The 13,964-nt window shown below is 52.0% G+C and carries 12 protein-coding genes and 1 pseudogene; 8 read left to right on the top strand and 5 right to left on the bottom strand.

What is annotated here, in order from left to right; translation table 11 throughout:
• Positions 1 to 125, top strand: a pseudogene (gene yfaE / locus FDW94_RS24000) (ferredoxin-like diferric-tyrosyl radical cofactor maintenance protein YfaE); the annotation flags it as partial.
• 3 nt (positions 126 to 128) lie between these two features.
• On the opposite strand, the gene FDW94_RS09075 reads toward yfaE, so the two are convergent.
• Complete coding sequence (locus FDW94_RS09075) at positions 129 to 1,319, bottom strand: MFS transporter (protein ID WP_048234859.1); 1,191 nt, start codon at positions 1,317 to 1,319, stop codon at positions 129 to 131.
• 160 nt (positions 1,320 to 1,479) lie between these two features.
• Here FDW94_RS09075 and FDW94_RS09070 point away from each other — a divergent pair, with 160 nt between their 5' ends.
• Positions 1,480 to 2,358: a LysR family transcriptional regulator gene (locus FDW94_RS09070; protein WP_057066394.1), complete on the top strand. Its 879-nt coding sequence runs from the start codon at positions 1,480 to 1,482 to the stop codon at positions 2,356 to 2,358.
• A 61-nt stretch (positions 2,359 to 2,419) separates the two neighbouring features.
• Here the strand turns inward: FDW94_RS09070 and glpQ are convergent, their stop codons facing one another.
• Both glpQ and glpT read right to left on the bottom strand, forming a co-directional pair.
• Positions 2,420 to 3,487: a glycerophosphodiester phosphodiesterase gene (gene glpQ, locus FDW94_RS09065; RefSeq protein WP_137377466.1), complete on the bottom strand. Its 1,068-nt coding sequence runs from the start codon at positions 3,485 to 3,487 to the stop codon at positions 2,420 to 2,422.
• A gap of 3 nt (positions 3,488 to 3,490) precedes the next feature.
• Positions 3,491 to 4,849: a glycerol-3-phosphate transporter gene (glpT, locus tag FDW94_RS09060; RefSeq protein ID WP_057066393.1), complete on the bottom strand. Its 1,359-nt coding sequence runs from the start codon at positions 4,847 to 4,849 to the stop codon at positions 3,491 to 3,493.
• Positions 4,850 to 5,119: 270 nt separating this feature from the next.
• Here glpT and glpA point away from each other — a divergent pair, with 270 nt between their 5' ends.
• The 4 genes from glpA (at position 5,120) to FDW94_RS09040 (ending at position 10,297) form a co-directional block, all read left to right on the top strand.
• Positions 5,120 to 6,748 (top strand): anaerobic glycerol-3-phosphate dehydrogenase subunit A, encoded by a 1,629-nt coding sequence (glpA, locus tag FDW94_RS09055; RefSeq protein WP_137377465.1) that lies wholly within the window; start codon positions 5,120 to 5,122, stop codon positions 6,746 to 6,748.
• Complete coding sequence (glpB, locus tag FDW94_RS09050) at positions 6,738 to 7,997, top strand: glycerol-3-phosphate dehydrogenase subunit GlpB (RefSeq protein ID WP_071445255.1); 1,260 nt, start codon at positions 6,738 to 6,740, stop codon at positions 7,995 to 7,997. The genes glpA and glpB overlap by 11 nt, the downstream gene beginning before the upstream one ends.
• Positions 7,994 to 9,184 carry an anaerobic glycerol-3-phosphate dehydrogenase subunit GlpC gene (glpC, locus tag FDW94_RS09045; RefSeq protein ID WP_137377464.1) on the top strand — a complete coding sequence of 397 codons (1,191 nt, stop codon included), beginning with the start codon at positions 7,994 to 7,996 and terminating at the stop codon, positions 9,182 to 9,184. The genes glpB and glpC overlap by 4 nt, the downstream gene beginning before the upstream one ends.
• Before the next feature lie 183 nt (positions 9,185 to 9,367).
• Positions 9,368 to 10,297 (top strand): Rpn family recombination-promoting nuclease/putative transposase, encoded by a 930-nt coding sequence (locus FDW94_RS09040; RefSeq protein ID WP_079934563.1) that lies wholly within the window; start codon positions 9,368 to 9,370, stop codon positions 10,295 to 10,297.
• Positions 10,298 to 10,335: 38 nt separating this feature from the next.
• Here FDW94_RS09040 and FDW94_RS09035 read toward each other — a convergent pair whose 3' ends face one another.
• Together FDW94_RS09035 and FDW94_RS09030 are read right to left on the bottom strand one after the other, a co-directional pair.
• A complete protein-coding gene (locus FDW94_RS09035) occupies positions 10,336 to 11,532 on the bottom strand; it encodes a nicotinamide mononucleotide deamidase-related protein YfaY (RefSeq protein ID WP_137377463.1) in 1,197 nt (398 codons plus the stop codon).
• A gap of 79 nt (positions 11,533 to 11,611) precedes the next feature.
• Positions 11,612 to 12,154, bottom strand: coding sequence for a YfaZ family outer membrane protein (locus tag FDW94_RS09030; protein WP_048215871.1), 543 nt, complete (start codon positions 12,152 to 12,154; stop codon positions 11,612 to 11,614).
• Positions 12,155 to 12,471: 317 nt separating this feature from the next.
• On the opposite strand from FDW94_RS09030, the gene nudI reads away from it, so the two are divergent.
• Together nudI and FDW94_RS09020 are read left to right on the top strand one after the other, a co-directional pair.
• On the top strand, positions 12,472 to 12,897 hold the full coding sequence (gene nudI, locus FDW94_RS09025) for a nucleoside triphosphatase NudI (protein ID WP_137377462.1): 426 nt from the start codon (positions 12,472 to 12,474) through the stop codon (positions 12,895 to 12,897).
• Positions 12,898 to 13,181: 284 nt separating this feature from the next.
• Positions 13,182 to 13,964 (top strand): aminotransferase class I/II-fold pyridoxal phosphate-dependent enzyme (locus tag FDW94_RS09020; protein WP_249358366.1); only part of this gene is annotated, 783 nt, incomplete at its 3' end.

The raw sequence follows: 13,964 nt of genomic DNA, 5'->3' as shown, positions 1-13,964 counted from the left end.
CCTGCCGTACCCGCCTGGTGGCGGGACAGGTTGACTGGATTGCAGAACCGCTGGCCTTCATTCAGCCCGGTGAAATATTGCCGTGCTGTTGCCGGGCAAAAGGCGATATTGAAATAGAGTTGTAGTGTTTAGTGAACTTCATGCGCGGAGACCAGTACCACGTCTCCGCGTTTTTTCATCTGCATGATATACAGCGCCCCGGCCAGTACCACCAGCAGCGCACCCACCAGATAAATCGCCCGATATCCCACGCCCTCGACCATCATCCCCATGATAAACGCGCCGATTGCCATTCCCGCATCCATCGCATTGAAAAACAGCGAATTGGCGATACCAATTTTATGCGGTTCCACCGAACTAATAATTTGTGTCTGAAATACGGGTGTGACCGAACCATAACCGATGCCAATTAATCCACCGGAAATAATCATCATAATGCTGCCGTTAGTATAGCCAAGCGCCACCAGCCCGACGGTGAAGGCCAGCAAACACGGATAGACCACGTATTTCGGCCCTTTTTTATCACAAACATTGCCGGTAAAGGTTCGACAGATCATCAGGCAAATGGCGTAACACAACAGGAAATTACTGGCGGCGGCCATCAGATCGAGCTCGCGCGCATACAGTGCGAGAAAAGCGGAAACGCCCGCGTAGGAAAAGGTCATGAAAAACGTCACCATCGCGAAAGGCAGTGCGGCGCGATCAAACATTGCAGCAAATCCCAGCTTCGGTTTTGAGCCGTCAGCATGACGGATAACCGGCGGTACGGCGACAATCAATGACAGGATAATACCCAGTACGGCAACCGCGCTACACAGCCAGAATGCAGTGGTAAAAGCTTCCCAGCGTGCCATGTTCAGCCCTACCCACGGCCCCACAACCATTGCCAGTCCCATGGCTAACGAGAAAAAACTGATGCCCTCCCCACGTCGGGAGGCCGGTATCAACCGCGCGGAAATCGTTCCTTTTACCGTGGTAATAACGCCAAACGTTACACCATGAAGCACCCGAATCAACAGCAGTGATTCAATTGAGTGGCAAACAGGATACAGCGCAGTGACCACCAAAAAGGCCAGAGAAGAGAGCACCAGAATTGTTTTATTCGAATATTTTCCTACCCATTGTCCCGCAAACGGGCGCACAACAATTGCGGCCCCCAAAAAGAAGGTGACTAATAATCCGGCCTTATCTGGAGTGGCATGCAGGCGATCCGAAATATAGATCGGTAACAGCGTGAGCAGGACATAAAAAACAAAAAATATAATAAAGCTGATTATCGTTATTGCCCAAAAATCTTTCGTCCACAGTTTTTCTTTCATATTCGACAACCTGTCCAGACGGCGCACGCAGGCAACGCTCAGCTCAACTGAACTACGGACAGGTGCGTCGAAGTGTGATTTTACGGTAGACCGCAAGTATAAACAGGTCCATTATATTAGAGAAATTAATCGTTTTAATATTGTTGATTAGAGGGAGCTAATGACATTAACCCAGATCCACGCCCTGCTTGCCGTACTTGAGTACGGTGGTTTTACCGAAGCCAGCAAGCGGCTGTACATGACCCAATCCGCCGTTAGCCAGGCAATTTCAGCGCTAGAGGAAGAACTAGGGGTTGATATTCTTATCCGCGAACGCCGCAAAGACATTCAACTTAGTCCGGCCGGGAGTCGGATCGTTTCACACCTGCGGACGATCGTGTCTGAAACCAACGCGGTGAAAGAGATTGCCGAGCAAGAGCGACAAAACCCGGCCAGAACCCTGCGAATCGGCTGCTTTCCCAGCGCCTGTGCCTGTATTTTGCCCGGTATCATCCACCACTTCGAGCAGCACCACCCGCATATCAAAATTATCCCTTATGAAGAAAACAGCACGGCAATCGTTGATTCCCTGCGCAGTGGGGATATCGATGCGGGATTTGTACATTTCCCGGTAAATGGCATGTACTGCGTACCGGTGTATCGCGACAAATTTACCGTTGTAGTTCCTGAAAGCCATCCGCTGGCGGCCAATAGAACGATTTCAGTGGAACAACTGGTTGGAGAACCGCTCATTATCAGCAAAGGTCGCTATGAATTAAGCATCATGGCGCTATTTAAAGAGAAGGGAATTGAACCGGTCATTAAATACGAGTTTAACCATCCGGATACCGCGATGAGCTTTATTCGTCAGGGGCTGGGTATAGCGTTATTACCGGAATTAACGCTGAAGGCGGTTGGTGGGAAAGTACGCTCAGTCCCGCTGGAACCGACGTTCTATCGACAGATATCCTTACTGGCAAAAGAGCCGCCGGTGGACGGCAGCCCTTTATTTCTCCTGCAGGCATGTATGGAAACGTTGACAGCAGACGGCCTTATCTAGCAGTTAAAACGTTTCATCCATTAAGGCCTGTGACCGGAGGTGCATCACAGGCCTTACGCCATCACTCTTTATTCAAGAATTTCACTGCTTTGTCGGGGAAGTCGGTGAACAGCCCGTCCACGCCCGCCTTGTTATAAAGAATGTCATACAGCTGGTTTACGTCAGTGGTGTAATCCGGCAGTTGATCGGCGCGAACGGTATAAGGATGCACAACCATCTTATTCTGATGTGCGTCCTGCACCATGCCAGTTAACGAGATATTGCCCTTCTTCGACTTCTCATCAATCAGCATGTGATAGTCCGGCCCAATGCCGTCCGCATACTGCGCAACCTGCTTCATGGCACCCGGTTTAAACATCCAGTCGTAGTTGTAATTAACCCAACTACCGTCCGGCTTTTTCTCCTGGGTTTCATTCCAGTCAGTGTACGCAATCAACTGTACCAGATTGAGAGCCATCCCCATCTTCGGTTCCAGTTCATTTTTAATGCGCTTCAACTCTGCAACATCAAAACACTGTAGATAGACCTTGTCGTTCTTGTCGGTATACCCGTACTTTTTCAGTATTTCCAGCGTTTTAGCCGCAATGTCCTTCCCTTCCTGGTGATGGAACCACGGCGCTTTCATTTCCGGGTAAATACCGATGTTTTTACCGGTGGAATGATTTAATCCCTGAACAAACTCAATCTCTTCTTCGAACGTGTGCACGCGGAAATCAGATTTACCCATCGGGAAGCGCCCTGGGTAGGTCTGGACCTTTTTGCCATTTTCGATATCGAAGCCTTCGGTAAATTTCAGCGATTTAATTTCATCCAGCGTAAAGTCGATGGCGTAGTAACGCCCATCTTTACGCGCACGATCCGGAAAACGCTCGGCAACATCGGTGACGCGGTCAAGATAGTGGTCATGCAGGACGACCAGATGGTCATCCTTGGTCATAACCAAATCCTGCTCCAGATAATCAGCCCCCTGGGCATAGGCCATCGCCTTTGCTGGCAGCGTATGCTCCGGCAGATAACCGCTGGCGCCACGATGCGCAATCACGATTTTATCTGCGGCAACAGCTGCACTGCTGACCACCATACCTGCGAGCATCAGCGCCACGCTGAGACTTTTCAATGTGATTTTCATCTATTAGCCCCCGTTACGCTTCAGTTCCATCTCTTCGTGATGGCGTTTTTCGCCAATCATGACGACTACCAGCAGAATAACCGCCAGCACGCTACCGCCAATCATCACCATAAAGCCGCCGTCCCAACCGAAGAAGTCAACGGTGTAGCCAACAATGGCGCTCGCGGCCACAGAACCGCCGAGATAACCGAACAGACCGGTAAAGCCAGCCGCCGTTCCCGCCGCTTTTTTCGGTGCCAGTTCCAGCGCGTGCAGACCAATCAACATTACCGGACCGTAGATCAGGAAGCCGATGATGATCATACAAGCCATATCCACGTTCGGGTTGCCTGCCGGGTTCATCCAGTAAACGATGGTCGCAATAGTTACCAGCGTCATAAAGAACACGCCGGTCGCGCCACGGTTACCACGGAAGACTTTATCCGACATCCAGCCGCACAGCAGCGTGCCCGGAATACCCGCATACTCATACAGGAAGTAGGCCCAGGATGATTTGTCCAGTGCGAAATGCTTCACTTCTTTCAGGTAGGTTGGTGACCAGTCCAGGATGCCGTAGCGCAGCAGATAAACAAACACGTTGGCGATAGCGATGTACCACAACAGTTTGTTCGGCAGTACGTACTGCATGAAGATCTGCTTCGCAGTCAGCTCTTCTTCCGCTTTCTCGGTGTAATCGTCCGGATAGTCGTTCTTATACTCTTCGATAGGCGGCAGACCACAGGACTGCGGCGTATCACGCATCAGGGCAAAAGCAATCAGCGCGACGACGATCGCACCGAAAGCAGGCATATACAGCGCCGCTTTCCAGTCATTGAACCAGGCCATACCCAGCAGGAACAACAGCGGAGGCAGACCGCCCCCCACGTTATGCGCACAGTTCCAGACGGAAACAATGCCTCCACGCTCTTTCTGCGACCACCAGTGCACCATAGTACGGCCACACGGCGGCCAGCCCATCCCCTGGAACCATCCGCAGAGGAACAGCAGCACAAACATTACCGCGATGCTCGATGTCGCCCACGGCACAAAGCCCATGAACAGCATCACTGCGGCGGCCAGAATCAGACCGGCTGGCAGGAAAACGCGCGGATTCGAGCGATCCGAAATGGACCCCATGATGAATTTCGAAAATCCGTAAGCAATGGAGATACCGGACAACGCAAAACCCAGATCGCCACGCGAGAAACCTTGTTCAACCAGATACGGCATCGCAAGGGCAAAGTTCTTACGTACCAGATAGTACGCGGCATAACCAAAGAAAATCCCCAGAAAAATCTGCCAACGTAATCGACGATATGTCGGGTCGATCTCCGCTGCAGGTAAACGCGCCGTGTGTGACGCTGGTTTAAAAATGCTCAACATAGTGTAGCCTCCGTGGCCGTCTTTCATTCGAAGTAAACACTGCAGTTCGTCATTACTACCCTACCGCTCCCAGTGTGGCCGCGATGTTAAGGAAAGATACATAACAAAAATGTGAAACGCAGCACATATTGTTACAGATTTATGACAAATGTTCATAAAGGCGCACGAAATCACGTTTCATTTTCGAATAATGAGCGATTATGCGCGAAATCAAACAATCCATGTTTTTTATGTGGCTAAATGATAAAAAACGAACTGTGAGGAAAAACAATGAAAACTCGCGACTCGCAAGCAAGTGACGTGATTATCATTGGTGGAGGAGCAACAGGTGCAGGGATCGCACGTGACTGTGCGCTGCGCGGGTTGCGCGTCATCTTAGTGGAACGCCACGATATCGCCACAGGTGCGACCGGACGCAACCACGGCCTGCTGCACAGCGGTGCACGCTACGCCGTCACCGACGCTGAATCTGCCCGTGAGTGCATCAGCGAAAACCAAATTCTGAAACGTATCGCCCGTCATTGCGTTGAGCCAACGGACGGTCTGTTTATTACTCTGCCGGAGGATGAGCTTTCCTTCCAGGCCACCTTTATTCGCGCCTGTGAAGAGGCGGGGATTCGCGCAGAAGCGATTGACCCTCAGCAGGCACGTATTATCGAACCTTCTGTGAATCCACAGCTGATTGGTGCAGTAAAAGTACCAGACGGCACGGTCGATCCTTTCCGCTTAACAGCAGCTAACATGCTGGATGCGCGTGAGCATGGCGCGGTTATCTTAACGGCGCATGAAGTGACGGGACTGATCCGCGAAGGCGCAACGGTTTGCGGCGTTAACGTGCGCAATCATCTGACAGGCGAAATGCAGTCCCTGCATGCACCGGTTGTCGTCAACGCCGCTGGGATCTGGGGTCAACGCATTGCGGAATATGCCGATCTGAGCATCCGTATGTTCCCGGCCAAAGGTTCATTGCTGATTATGGATCATCGCATTAACCAGCATGTCATTAACCGCTGCCGTAAGCCCTCTGACGCCGATATTCTGGTGCCTGGCGATACCATTTCACTGATCGGTACCACCTCACAGCACATTGATTACGACGATATCGACAGCAACCGCGTCACCGCAGAAGAGGTCGATATTCTGCTGCGTGAAGGCGAGAAGCTGGCGCCGATTATGGCGAAAACGCGCATTTTACGCGCCTATTCTGGCGTACGCCCGCTGGTGGCTAGCGACGACGACCCAAGCGGTCGTAACGTCAGCCGTGGGATTGTACTGTTCGATCACGCTGAACGTGACGGACTGGAAGGGTTTATCACCATTACCGGCGGCAAACTGATGACCTACCGCCTGATGGCGGAATGGGCCACCGATGCCGTTTGCCGTAAGCTGGGCAATACCCAGCCTTGCACAACGGCAGACACCGCGCTGCCTGGCTCACAGGAATCTACCGAGCATACGCTTAAACGCGTGATCTCATTGCCAGCTCCACTGCGCGGCTCGGCGGTCTACCGTCACGGCGATCGCACCCCTGCATGGCTTAGCGAAGGCCGTCAGCACCGCAGTCTGGTCTGTGAATGCGAAGCAGTCACCGCAGGCGAAGTGCAATACGCCGTCGAGAATTTAACCGTCAACAGCCTGCTCGATTTGCGTCGCCGTACCCGTGTTGGAATGGGGACCTGCCAGGGCGAATTGTGTGCCTGTCGCGCCGCAGGTTTGCTGCAACGTTTCAATGTCACTACCGCAGCGCAGTCCATTACCCAGCTTTCCGACTTCCTCAACGAACGCTGGAAAGGCGTGCAGCCTATCGCCTGGGGAGATGCGCTGCGCGAAAGCGAATTCACGCGCTGGGTTTATCAAGGGTTGTGTGGTCTGGAAAAGGAGCACCAGGATGAAATTTGATACCGTCATTATCGGCGGCGGCCTCGCCGGACTGCTATGTGGCCTGCAACTGCAAAAAAGCGGACTGCGCTGCACGATTGTTACCCGCGGCCAAAGCGCCCTGCATTTTTCCTCCGGCTCACTGGATTTGCTCAGCAGCTTACCCGATGGTCAGCCGGTGACGGATATAGAAGCGGGTTTGAATGCGCTGCGCACTCAGGCACCCGCACATCCGTATAGCACCATCGGAACGCAGAACGTTCTGGAACTGGCCCAACAGGCGCAAAATTTACTGGAAGAATGCGGAACGCATTTGCAGGGCAAAGTGCATCAGGCACATCAACGTGTTACCCCGCTGGGCACCCTGCGCTCAACCTGGTTAAGTTCCCCGGAAGTGCCGGTCTGGCCGCTGTCCGCGCAGCGTATCTGCGTTGTAGGGATTAGCGGGTTACTGGATTTTCAGGCGCATCTCGCCGCGGCGTCATTACGCCAACGCAATCTCAGCGTCGAGACGGCAGAAATCGAGCTACCGGAGCTGGATGTCCTGCGTGATAACCCAACCGAGTTTCGTGCCGTTAATATTGCGCGCCTGCTGGATAACGAAGATAAATGGTCGCTGCTCTATGACGCATTGCTGCCAATGGCAAAAACCTGCGACATGATAATCATGCCGGCATGCTTTGGTCTGGCCGATGAGCGGCTCTGGCAGTGGCTTAACGAGCGCCTCCCCTGCTCGCTGACACTATTACCGACCCTACCACCTTCGGTACTGGGCATGCGTTTGCACAACAAATTACAGCGCCAGTTTGTGCGCCAGGGCGGTGTGTGGATGCCGGGTGATGAAGTGAAAAAAATCACCTGTCAGGATGGCGTGGTCAGCGAAATCTGGACCCGAAATCATGCCGATATCCCCTTGCGGCCACGTTTCGCCGTGCTCGCCAGCGGCAGCTTCTTCAGTAGCGGGCTGGTCGCCACGCGTGAGGCAATCCATGAACCAATCCTGGGACTGGATGTACAGCAAACAGCGACCCGCGCCGAGTGGTATAAGCGTGATGTTTTCGATCCACAACCGTGGCAACAGTTTGGCGTAACAACCGATTCCGCATTGCGTCCATCACTGGCGGGAAAAACGATAGAGAACATGTATGCCATCGGTTCCGTCCTCGGCGGATTCGACCCTATCGCCCAGGGTTGCGGAGGCGGCGTGTGCGCAGTTAGCGCCTTACATGCCGCGCATCATATTGCGAAACGTGCAGGAGGACAGCAATGAGCGACACACGTTTTGAAAGTTGTATCAAATGTACGGTGTGCACCACCGCCTGCCCGGTAAGCCGCGTCAATCCGAGCTACCCGGGCCCTAAGCAGGCCGGCCCGGACGGTGAACGTCTGCGCCTGAAAGATGGCGCGCTATATGACGACGCGCTGAAATACTGCATCAACTGTAAACGCTGCGAAGTGGCCTGTCCGTCAGACGTGAAAATCGGCGATATCATCCAGCGCGCGCGCGCCAAATACGACACGACGCGCCCATCGTTGCGTAACTTTGTCTTAAGTCATACCGATTTAATGGGCAGTGTATCCACCCCCTTCGCCCCTATAGTGAATACCGCTACCTCATTAAAACCGGTGCGTCAACTGCTGGATTACGCGTTAAAAATCGATCATCGCCGTACGCTGCCGAAGTACTCCTTTGGCACCTTCCGCCGCTGGTATCGCAGCGTTGCCGCACAGCAGGCGCAGTACCAGGATCAGGTCGCCTTTTTCCACGGCTGTTTTGTGAATTACAACCATCCCCAGCTCGGCAAAGACCTGATCAAGGTGTTGAATGCGATGGGTACTGGCGTGCAACTGCTGAGTAAAGAGAAATGCTGCGGCGTACCGCTGATTGCCAACGGTTTTACCGATAAAGCGCGTAAGCAGGCAGTAAGCAACGTGGCCTCACTCAGAGAGGCGATTGATGGCAAAGGCATTCCGGTGATCGCCACCTCATCAACCTGTACCTTTGCGCTACGTGATGAATATCCGGAAGTGCTGGATGTCGACAACTCAGGCCTACGTGAACACATTGAACTGGCAACCCGCTGGCTATGGCGCAAGCTGGATGAAGGTAAAACGCTGCCGCTGAAGACGCTGCCGCTGAAGGTGGTCTATCACACGCCATGTCACATGGAGAAAATGGGCTGGACGCTCTATACGCTGGAGCTACTGCGACAAATTCCAGGGCTGGAGCTGACGGTGTTGGATTCTCAGTGTTGCGGGATTGCCGGGACTTACGGCTTTAAAAAGGAAAACTATCCGACTTCACAGTCTATTGGCGCACCGTTATTCCGCCAAATTGAAGAAAGCGACGCTGATATCGTCGTCACCGACTGCGAAACCTGTAAATGGCAGATTGAGATGTCTACAAGCAAACGCTGCGAACATCCTATCACCCTGCTTGCCAAAGCGTTGGGTTAACTCTGTTGCCCGGTGGCGTTTGCTACCGGGCATTTTTACGTAGCCCGTTCTGCTTAATTGAATACGTTGCAGTCGGACGTATTTATCTCTGATTCATCCACGCAAAGAACCCATTTCCCGCATGCAGCGCATATTAAAAGTGGATACCGTCACGCCATCTTCTCTTTCTGGTGACGGACTACCATGGCTAAATCCACTACATCTACACCGCATGATGCCGTTTTTAAAAAGATAATGTCTTACCCTGAGATGGCTCGGGATTTTCTGGATATACACCTTCCTATCGCATTACGTGAGATATGTGATTTACAAACGCTAAAGCTGGAGTCCACCAGTTTTATCGAACAAGATCTCCGCGCATACTACTCCGACGTAGTGTGGTCACTAAAAACCCGCGAAGGTCAGGGCTATATTTATTGTGTTATTGAACATCAGAGTACCGCGGTACCGCATATGGCATTTCGCCTGATGCGTTATGCCACCGCGGCGATGCAGCATCATCTTGATGCCGGGAATAAAACGCTGCCGCTGGTGATCCCCATGCTGTTTTATCACGGTCAACAAAGTCCCTATCCCTGGTCGCTCAACTGGCTGGATGAATTTGATAATCCGCAACTGGCGCGACAACTGTATTCAGAGGCTTTTCCGCTGGTCGACATTACCGTAATACCTGACGATGAAATCGCGCAGCATCGCAGGGTTGCGCTGCTTGAGTTGATGCAAAAACATATCCGCGATCGTGACTTAATGGGGTTAGTGGATCGACTGGTCTCGCTATTAGTTACAAGCACTGCTAATGACAGCCAGCTACAAACGCTATTTAATTACCTGATACGGTACGGCGACGTTTCTCGCGTCAGCGAGTTTATCCGCGAAGTTGCCGAACGATCCCCCCATCACAAGGAGAAGCTGATGACAATTGCAGAGAGACTCAGGCAGGAAGGCCACCAAAATGGACTGCAAGAAGGGATACAGCAAGGGTTAGAACAAGGGGTGCAAAAAGGTACGCAAGAAGAAGCCCTACGTATCGCTCACATAATGCTGGAACAAGGTATTGATCGTGATTTAGTTCAGTTAATTACCGGGCTATTGCCTGGCGATACCACCGCATGAGCCAGATTGGGAAGGCATTTAGCCTTCCCAACCAATGATTAAATCGTCAACGACTCAACCACTTCAATCCAGCCGTGTTCGCTAGCGATATCCTGATTGTTAAGCCAGCGGCGCAGCATATTTAGCGCCATCATCGCACACACTTCCTGACGAATCGCCAGGCTGTAGCGATTTGCATTCAGCCGTACGCGCAAGGCGTGTGTCCCATCAGCCGTGGCCAGCGCAAAGTTAATATGTTCGTTTTCGAAAGCCGATATAGCGAGTGCTAATCCAGCATAATGCTTGCTGCGTCGCTCGGTTATCCAATGCGCCGTTTGCGCCAGCGTTTCTTCCTGGGGCGGAACCACTTCACTCGCCAATAACGGAGCATTCGCACGAGAAAGCTGCAATGCCACCAGACCACCGGTGAATTGTTCGCTCAGCGTCAGGCTGAATTGCCGTTCTTGCAACGTGCGGGCGATTTGCGCGGGTAAGCCTTCCGTACCTTCAAAAATCATATTCTGCCCGGCAACCCGCTTAACTTCTGGCCACAGCGCCAGCATCGCTTCCCGTTGGGAATCCGGCCCGGTCAGCTTCAGCTCAATAATCGGCATTGAGGAGCGGTAGCCCATTGTCACTCCCGGTGGCAACGGGAGCGGATCCAGGCTCTGCGCCAGGTCGCTTTCAGAACGGCCAAAGGTGGTTAATCGCAGGCATAACGGGGGCTGAGCCAAAGAGAAACGCTCACGCAAACGAGGCAGGATCTCATGCTCCACCATGACTTTGAATTCTGACGGTACACCCGGTGTAAAGAACATCAGGCAGCGGTTAAGCTTCAGGGCGAACCCACACGCGGTACCCACCGGATTATTGATAAACTCAGCGCTGGCCGGAAGTTCAGCCTGTTTGCGGTTGCTCGGCGCCATCACGCGGCCACGATCGCGGAAATATCGCTCCATCTCGGCCAGCCATGCTTCATGCAGCACCAGCCCTTCGCCTTTTGCCGTTGCCGCTGCCAGCGCGCTCAAATCATCGCTGGTAGGTCCCAGACCGCCATTAACGATCAGTACATCGGCGTGCTCGCTACGCTCACGCAAAACGGCGACCAAATCGTTAAGATTGTCACCTACCGTGTTGCGGCGTGTTAGCGGTAAACCCTGATTAAAGAAAAAATCGGCCAGCCAGGCGGCATTGGTGTCGACGATTTGTCCGTGCAACACTTCATCCCCTGTGGATAGCATCTCCACGTCTAACATCGTGTTCTCCTGCTTTTATGATGAAAACACTATAACGCATGGAGGGGGGAAGGCGCGACTGAACGCCGCGCCAGAAATGTTAGAAGCTGGCGTTAACCCCAACGTACGGGCCATCAGCAATCGCGTTATCACGGTTGCCGTCTTTGCCTGCCAGGTTCAGGTAACGATAACCGGCTTCGATGCTCAGCGGACGCATAATGGTCAGACGCGCACCGGCATTCGCTTCTTCATAGCTGTCGATACCGCTGGAAAGTGAATCAGGAGAGTAATAATACTCACCAAACAGACGGAAGCTATCGCCAATTGGCCATTGTAAACCACCACCGACAGCAGCAGCATAGCCTTCATCGCCATCGTTTGGATTAGTATAAACACCTTTACCACCAACGGTCGCCATCAGCGGCCCCAGTGGGATATTCAAACCTAAACCCAGCCCGGCAACATCACCGTCGTCATCGTTATGCATCCAGTTACCGCTGACGGCCAGACCAGTACTCTCAGTGCCCATACCGAATCCCAGGTTGGTGTAGTCTTCGCCAGCCTGGCCGCTGATGCTAATCGCGCTCGCCGACGCGGAAACAAACAGCATTCCGGCAAAACCCAACATTAAACTTTTTTTCATTTTCTATCCTTTCCAGCAAGAATCAAAACATAGCCCCAAAACCGATGAATTGTACTGTCAGATGGCGAGGAATCAATGAGCTAAAAAAGCGATGCAATGACATATTGTAACTAAATACTACTCACAAGATTTATTTAAGGTTAAATTCTTGTGCCAATTACACAGTTGGACGTCCCAGAACGTCATTTTCAACAAACATCCTGTTTTCCCTGCCAAAGCGCTCTTGATCACCGATGAAACATTTTTTCTGCCGCCAGCAAAAGGTAAGATGCGTGCATGACGGAATTTTCTCTACCTCCCCAACAAGGACTCGACTGATGCGCCAAAGAACGATTGTTTGCCCATTAATTCAAAACGATGGCTGTTATTTACTCTGCAAAATGGCTGATGACCGCGGTGTGTTTCCCGGTCAGTGGGCGCTTTCTGGCGGCGGTGTTGAACCGGGTGAACGTATTGAAGAAGCTCTGCTCCGTGAAGTGAGGGAAGAGCTGGGCGAGCAACTGGTGTTATCAGAAATTACCCCCTGGACCTTCAGTGATGATATTCGCACTAAAACCTATGCTGATGGCAGTCAGGAAGAGATTTACATGATTTATCTTATCTTCGATTGTGTCGCGGCGAATCGTGAAGTGAAGATTAACGAAGAGTTCCAGGCATTCGCCTGGGTTAAACCGGAAGATCTCAGTGCCTACGATTTAAATATCGCCACGCGTAAAACGTTAACCTTAAAAGGGTTACTGTAGGTTATCATTTTAATAACGGCATATAATTAACATTCTGAATAGCGGCATTGCACTCATCAACTTATAGCAAACAGCAATGTCGCAAAAACCTAAAAAGACACTTAATTTCATTAAGATAAACATAAAAACACCTCTATTTAGCTATCGTTCCCAAACCTTAAACTCTTAAGGATAAATTAACCTTCAGTCATTAACCTTTGTAGCCTGATGAAATAATTAACGACGCCCCTGTTTATCACTAAAAATAAAACTTCGGTGGCGTTAAATGGCTTGAAGGAATAATGATGTCTGACTTTTTGCCTTTCTCTCGCCCGGCCATGGGCGCTGAAGAACTTGCCGCAGTGAAGGCGGTTCTGGACTCTGGATGGATAACCACCGGCCCGAAAAATCAACAGTTGGAAGAGGCTTTTTGCCAGCTCACGGGAAATCAACATGCCGTCGCCGTTTGCTCCGCCACTGCAGGAATGCACATTACGCTGATGGCGCTGGGCATTGGTGCAGGCGACGAGGTCATTACGCCGTCGATGACGTGGGTTTCTACCCTCAACATGATTGTTTTGCTGGGGGCGACGCCAGTGATGATCGATGTCGACCGCGATACGCTTATGGTGACACCTGAGCAAATTGAAGCTGCTATTACCCCACGAACCAAAGCCATTGTTCCAGTACATTATGCTGGCGCCCCCGCCGACCTCGACGCAATTTATGCCATTGGCGAGCGTTATGGAATCCCGGTAATAGAAGACGCAGCCCATGCCGTAGGGACATTGTATAAGGGCCGTCATGTCGGTGCTCGCGGCACGGCAATTTTCTCGTTTCACGCCATTAAAAATATCACCTGTGCGGAAGGTGGACTGATCGTTACCGACGACAGCCAGCTCGCTCAGCGGCTTCGCAGCCTGAAGTTTCACGGTCTGGGCGTTGATGCTTTTGATCGACAAACCTACGGCCGGGCACCACAAGCCGAAGTGCTTGCACCTGGATACAAATACAACCTGACGGATATTAACGCCGCTATTGCGCTGGTACAGCTCAATAAGCTGGAGCAACTGAACTCACGCCGGGCG

Origin of the sequence: Citrobacter sp. wls757 (assembly GCF_005280935.1) — a bacterium.
Taxonomy (GTDB): Bacteria; Pseudomonadota; Gammaproteobacteria; order Enterobacterales; family Enterobacteriaceae; genus Citrobacter; species Citrobacter portucalensis.
The sequence above is the reverse complement of the archived record's forward strand: the minus strand, read 5'-3'. Positions and strand labels throughout refer to the sequence as shown.

Bases quoted from the DNA above. Each gene is read 5' to 3' on its own strand.
- glpT (WP_057066393.1), bottom strand. From the start codon at position 4,849: ATGTTGAGCATTTTTAAACCAGCGTCACACACGGCGCGTTTACCTGCA.
- glpC (WP_137377464.1), top strand. From the start codon at position 7,994: ATGAGCGACACACGTTTTGAAAGTTGTATCAAATGTACGGTGTGCACC.
- glpB (WP_071445255.1), top strand. From the start codon at position 6,738: ATGAAATTTGATACCGTCATTATCGGCGGCGGCCTCGCCGGACTGCTA.
- glpQ (WP_137377466.1), bottom strand. From the start codon at position 3,487: ATGAAAATCACATTGAAAAGTCTCAGCGTGGCGCTGATGCTCGCAGGT.
- FDW94_RS09070 (WP_057066394.1), top strand. From the start codon at position 1,480: ATGACATTAACCCAGATCCACGCCCTGCTTGCCGTACTTGAGTACGGT.
- FDW94_RS09030 (WP_048215871.1), bottom strand. From the start codon at position 12,154: ATGAAAAAAAGTTTAATGTTGGGTTTTGCCGGAATGCTGTTTGTTTCC.
- nudI (WP_137377462.1), top strand. From the start codon at position 12,472: ATGCGCCAAAGAACGATTGTTTGCCCATTAATTCAAAACGATGGCTGT.
- FDW94_RS09035 (WP_137377463.1), bottom strand. From the start codon at position 11,532: ATGTTAGACGTGGAGATGCTATCCACAGGGGATGAAGTGTTGCACGGA.
- FDW94_RS09075 (WP_048234859.1), bottom strand. From the start codon at position 1,319: ATGAAAGAAAAACTGTGGACGAAAGATTTTTGGGCAATAACGATAATC.
- glpA (WP_137377465.1), top strand. From the start codon at position 5,120: ATGAAAACTCGCGACTCGCAAGCAAGTGACGTGATTATCATTGGTGGA.
- FDW94_RS09040 (WP_079934563.1), top strand. From the start codon at position 9,368: ATGGCTAAATCCACTACATCTACACCGCATGATGCCGTTTTTAAAAAG.